Source organism: Pseudomonas sp. PA-4-8C, from assembly GCF_021606625.1.
Classification (GTDB): Bacteria; Pseudomonadota; Gammaproteobacteria; order Pseudomonadales; family Pseudomonadaceae; genus Aquipseudomonas; species Aquipseudomonas lactis.
The window spans coordinates 1-4,737 of record NZ_WKCD01000361.1; the positions used below are offsets into that span (position 1 = coordinate 1).

Consider the following 4,737-nt stretch of genomic DNA (forward strand, 5'->3'; position numbering starts at 1 on the left):
TTGAGGAGTTGTTCGTGTCCCTGGTGGAGAAAAATCTGGCGAAGGTGGCGGTATGAGTTCCGAACTGCAACCCAACCTTGTCGCGCTGCAAACCATCGTCTATCGCGAAGTGAAGCGCTTTACCCGGATCTGGCCGCAGACCCTGCTGCCACCGGCGATCACCATGGTCCTGTACTTCGTGATCTTCGGTAACCTGATCGGCCGGCAGATCGGCGACATGGGTGGTTTCACCTACATGGAGTACATCGTGCCGGGCCTGATCATGATGTCGGTGATCACCAACTCCTACGGCAACGTAGTGTCGAGTTTCTTTGGCAGCAAGTTCCAGCGCTCCATCGAAGAACTGATGGTCTCGCCGGTGTCACCGCACACCATCCTGATCGGCTACACCTTGGGCGGCGTGTTGCGTGGGCTGATGGTGGGGGTGATCGTGACGCTGCTGTCGCTGTTCTTTACCCATCTGCAGGTGCATCACCTTGGGGTCACCATTCTGGTGGTCGTGCTGACGGCGACGATCTTCTCGCTGCTGGGCTTTATCAACGCCGTATTTGCACGCAACTTCGATGATATTTCCATTATCCCGACCTTCGTGCTGACGCCGCTGACCTACCTGGGCGGGGTGTTTTACTCCATCACCTTGTTGCCGCCGTTCTGGCAGACGGTATCCCTGGCCAATCCGGTGCTGCACATGGTCAACGCCTTCCGCTACGGTATTCTGGGCGTGTCGGATATCAAGATCAGTGTGGCGATCACTTTTATGATCGTTGCCACCATCGTCTTGTATATCGGCTGTGCGCGGTTGCTGGTGAGTGGGCGTGGGATGCGTACATGATGTGGGATTGGAAATAACAAAACGGCCTCATCAGAGGCCGTTTTTTATTGGATGCACACCGAACAAATGTGGGAGCTGGCTTGCCTGCGATGCACATAGGTATCTACACAACTTTTTAGTTGTAGCCGTCAACGGTAACCATGATGCGAAGCGAGTCGCTCTTGATCTTGCTCTGCTTTTGATCTCAGGCGCCCCGTTAAACCACGCTGGCGGATTACGGGCACACCGAGCCTAGGCGAGGTGCCGAGTGGTGGGGCAAGAGCGTTTTGCTTACTTTGGCCTGGGCCGGCATCCCGGCTTTTGCAAAGTGAGCCGCCGTCAGGGCGGAACCCTAAGTGGCCGTTACCGCAGGAATGGATAGGTACTCGGTATAACAGTCTCGGCTGTCATGCCGCCTTCGCGAACAAGCCCGTTCCCACAGTGGGATCGTGGGGTGTCAGGTAGATAAGCATCGGCTGGAAGGCCGTCATCGCAGGCAAGCCAGCTCCCACATTTTGGTCGGCGCACGCGCTTTAGTTTTTTAGTGTCAGTTCGATCAGGGCGTGCAGCTCTTCTACCGCCAACGGCTGGGCCGAAAACAGAATACGAAACACCGTCGGTGCGGCGAGCAGGTTGATCAGATGGTCAACGCTCGGCGGCTGTTCCTGCGGGTAGCGGTCCACGATCACCTGCAACTGCCCACTCAGGATGCTCACGCAATACCCAGGCGTGGGGCTGCTTTGCACGTCGCGCATCATGTTGCGCCCCACTTCCGAACTCATCTCGTCCAGGTATTGCTCGGCCCAGGCTTGCAGGTCGCCGCGCAGGCTGCCGGTGTTGGCCGGCTCGCAGTCTGGACGCATGCGCGCCAAGGCCACATCGGCCAGCAGCACGGAGAGGTCGCCCCACCGGCGGTAGACAGTAGAAGGCGTGACGCCTGCGCGCGCCGCAATCATCGGCACGGTGACGCTGGACCGCTCATGGGTTTCCAGCAGTTCGCGCACCGCTCCGTGGACGGATTCTTGTACCCGGGCACTACGGCCCCCCGGGCGGAGGCCTTCTTTGATCGCCATGGGCAAGACCTTAACACAAAGAATTTGCTTTAAGCGCCAGCGAGTAGCACACTGCACAAAAGCAAAATATTAGCTTTAGCGGAGCGTGCCCATGTCCAGTGTCATCTCTCAGCGGTCCAGCCTGGCGTTTCTGGTGATCACCGTGCTGACCTTTCTCGCTGCCTCCAGCGCGCCGACGCCGTTGTATCAGGTGTATCAAGACCACCTGCATTTTTCTGCGGCGATGCTCACGGCGATTTTCGGCGTGTATGCCGTGAGCCTGCTCGCGGCGCTGCTCACCGTGGGCTCGCTTTCGGATTACCTGGGGCGCAAGCCAGTGATCTTCGCCGCGCTGCTGCTCAATAGTGTGGCGATGCTGCTGTTTATCGTTGCTGACAGCACCGCCTGCCTGCTGGCCGCCCGCGCCTTGCAGGGTTTCGCGACCGGCACGGCGACCGCGGTATTGGGCGCGACGCTGCTCGACACCGACCGCGTGCGCGGCCCGATGCTCAACAGCCTTGCACCGATGCTCGGCATGGCCAGTGGTGGCCTGTGCAGTGGGCTGCTGGTGGAGTTCGCGCCATGGCCGACCCAATTGATCTATTACGCCCTGCTGGGCTTGATGGTGTTGCAGGCTCTGTATGTGTGGCGCCTGCCTGAAACGGTCAGTCGCATACCGGGCGCCTTGAAGTCCCTGGCGCCAACCCTGCATGTGCCACCGCAAGCGCGCCGCGCGTTGTGGTTGGCGATGCCATTGAATGTGGCCGTGTGGGCGCTGGGTGGGTTCTTTTCCTCGTTGGCGCCGTCGTTGGTGCGCGTCGCCACGGGTTCGACCTCGCACTTGATCGGCGGCGGGCTGGTGGCGGTGGTGACCTTGAGCGGTGCGGTGATGATCTACAGCCTGCGCAACCATGCGGCTGACAGGGTGATGCGCTTGTCGGCTGCACTGCTGGCCGTAGGCGTGGGGTTGCTGCTGGTTGCCGTAAACACCGCCAGCCTGTGGCTGTTCTTTATCGCCAGTGTGATCGCAGGCCTGGGCTTCGGCGGCGGTTTCATGGGCAGTGTGCGCAGTATCGTGGGCCTGGCGTTGCCCCATGAGCGGGCGGGCCTGATGTCGGCGTTCTACGTATTGAGCTACCTGGCGTTCTGCGTGCCGGCACTGTTGGCGGGTAACCTGAGCCGCGTGTTTGGCCTGATCGCGACTACGGACGGCTACGGTGCGGTGCTTATCTTGCTATCTCTCGGCGCGCTTGTTGGGTTGTTGTGGCGGGACACGGCGCAGGCAAGGGCAAGCGCATGATTGCAATTAATATAGGTAAAATAGATAACAGTTAGAGATATTACCCGTTATATAGATATTCGATCAGGTTCTATCATGGTTTCAACCTCAAATGAGGAAGAGGATTTACCCATGACCTGCTCGACCACTCACCGCTACAAACCCTTCAGTCACCTGACCCGTCCCCGGGAAGTGATTCGCCAGTTCACCCCGAACTGGTTCGCCGCGACCATGGGCACCGGTGTGCTGGCGCTGGCCTTGGCTCAGTTGCCAGTCAACTTGCCAGGTTTGCACGCTGTCGCCGAGGGCCTGTGGCTGTTCACCATCGGCTTGTTTGTGCTGTTCAGCGTGCTGTATGCCGCCCGCTGGGTGATGTTTTTCCACGAGGCGCGGCGCATCTTCGGGCACTCAACGGTCTCGATGTTTTTCGGCACCATCCCCATGGGGCTGGCGACCATTCTCAACGGTTTGCTGCTGTTCGGCCTGCCGCGATGGGGCGGTGATGTGATCCCGTTGGCCGAGGCCTTGTGGTGGCTGGACGTGGCCATGTCCCTGGCCTGCGGCGTACTGATCCCGTTCATGATGTTCACCCGCCAGGAGCACAGCATCGACCAGATGACCGCTGTCTGGCTGTTGCCTGTAGTGGCTGCCGAAGTGGCGGCGGCCAGCGGCGGCTTACTCGCGCCGCACCTGTTAGACGCCCATTCGCAACTGGTGATGCTGGTGACCAGCTACGTGCTGTGGGCGTTTTCCCTGCCGGTGGCGTTCAGCATACTGACCATCCTGATGCTGCGCATGGCCTTGCATAAGTTGCCTCACGCCAATATGGCAGCGTCGAGCTGGTTGGCGCTGGGCCCCATCGGTACCGGTGCTCTGGGCATGTTGTTGCTCGGTACGGATGCCCCTGCGATCTTCGCCGCCAATGGCCTGGCCAGTGTCGGTGAAATGGCCCACGGCCTGGGCCTGATTGCGGGCATCACCCTGTGGGGGTTCGGCTTGTGGTGGATGTTGATTGCGGTGTTGATCACCCTGCGCTATCTGCGTGCCGGTATCCCGTTCAACCTGGGCTGGTGGGGGTTCACCTTCCCATTGGGGGTTTACGCCCTGGCCACGCTGAAATTGGCGAGCCTGCTGCAGCTGGAATTTTTCAGTGTGTTTGGCAGTGTGCTGGTGGTTGCGCTGGCGCTGATGTGGCTGATCGTGGCCAAGCGCACCGTGCAGGGCGCTTATAAAGGCGAGCTTTTTGTTTCGCCTTGTATTGCCGGGCTAGCGAATAAGTAAGCAGGATTAGGTAAAGTCGTGGCCTGATAAATAAAGGCCACGCAGGAACACGGACGACGATGAGCCATCCTTCCCAATTCACCTTGCTGCGCACGCGGCGCTTCTTGCCGTTTTTCATCACCCAATTGCTGGGTGCGTTCAACGACAACATCTTCAAGCAGTCGCTGATCCTGGCCATCCTTTACAAGCTCACCATCGAGGGCGACCGCTCCATTTGGGTCAACCTGTGCGCCTTGTTGTTTATCCTGCCGTTCTTCCTGTTCTCGGCGTTGGCCGGGCAGTTTGGCGAGAAATTCAACAAGGACGCGTTGATC

General features: G+C 59.5%; 4 protein-coding genes and 1 pseudogene. 4 read left to right on the forward strand and 1 reads right to left on the reverse strand.

What is annotated here, in order from left to right:
- The first annotated feature begins 52 nt into the window (after positions 1–52).
- Positions 53–832: an ABC transporter permease gene (locus GIW04_RS28035; RefSeq protein ID WP_003190115.1), complete on the forward strand. Its 780-nt coding sequence runs from the start codon at positions 53–55 to the stop codon at positions 830–832.
- Between the two features lie 512 nt (positions 833–1,344).
- Here GIW04_RS28035 and GIW04_RS28040 read toward each other — a convergent pair.
- Positions 1,345–1,884 (reverse strand): TetR/AcrR family transcriptional regulator, encoded by a 540-nt coding sequence (locus tag GIW04_RS28040; RefSeq protein WP_003190116.1) that lies wholly within the window; start codon positions 1,882–1,884, stop codon positions 1,345–1,347.
- Positions 1,885–1,975: 91 nt separating this feature from the next.
- On the opposite strand from GIW04_RS28040, the gene GIW04_RS28045 reads away from it, so the two are divergent.
- From GIW04_RS28045 to GIW04_RS28055, 3 genes and pseudogenes are all read left to right on the forward strand, one after another.
- The gene (locus GIW04_RS28045) at positions 1,976–3,163 is read left to right on the forward strand and encodes an MFS transporter (protein ID WP_120247751.1); all 1,188 of its coding nucleotides are present in this window, start codon (positions 1,976–1,978) and stop codon (positions 3,161–3,163) included.
- Positions 3,164–3,274: 111 nt separating this feature from the next.
- Positions 3,275–4,423 (forward strand): TDT family transporter, encoded by a 1,149-nt coding sequence (locus GIW04_RS28050; protein ID WP_034135207.1) that lies wholly within the window; start codon positions 3,275–3,277, stop codon positions 4,421–4,423.
- A 59-nt stretch (positions 4,424–4,482) separates the two neighbouring features.
- Positions 4,483–4,737: pseudogene (locus GIW04_RS28055) on the forward strand (glycerol acyltransferase); the annotation flags it as partial.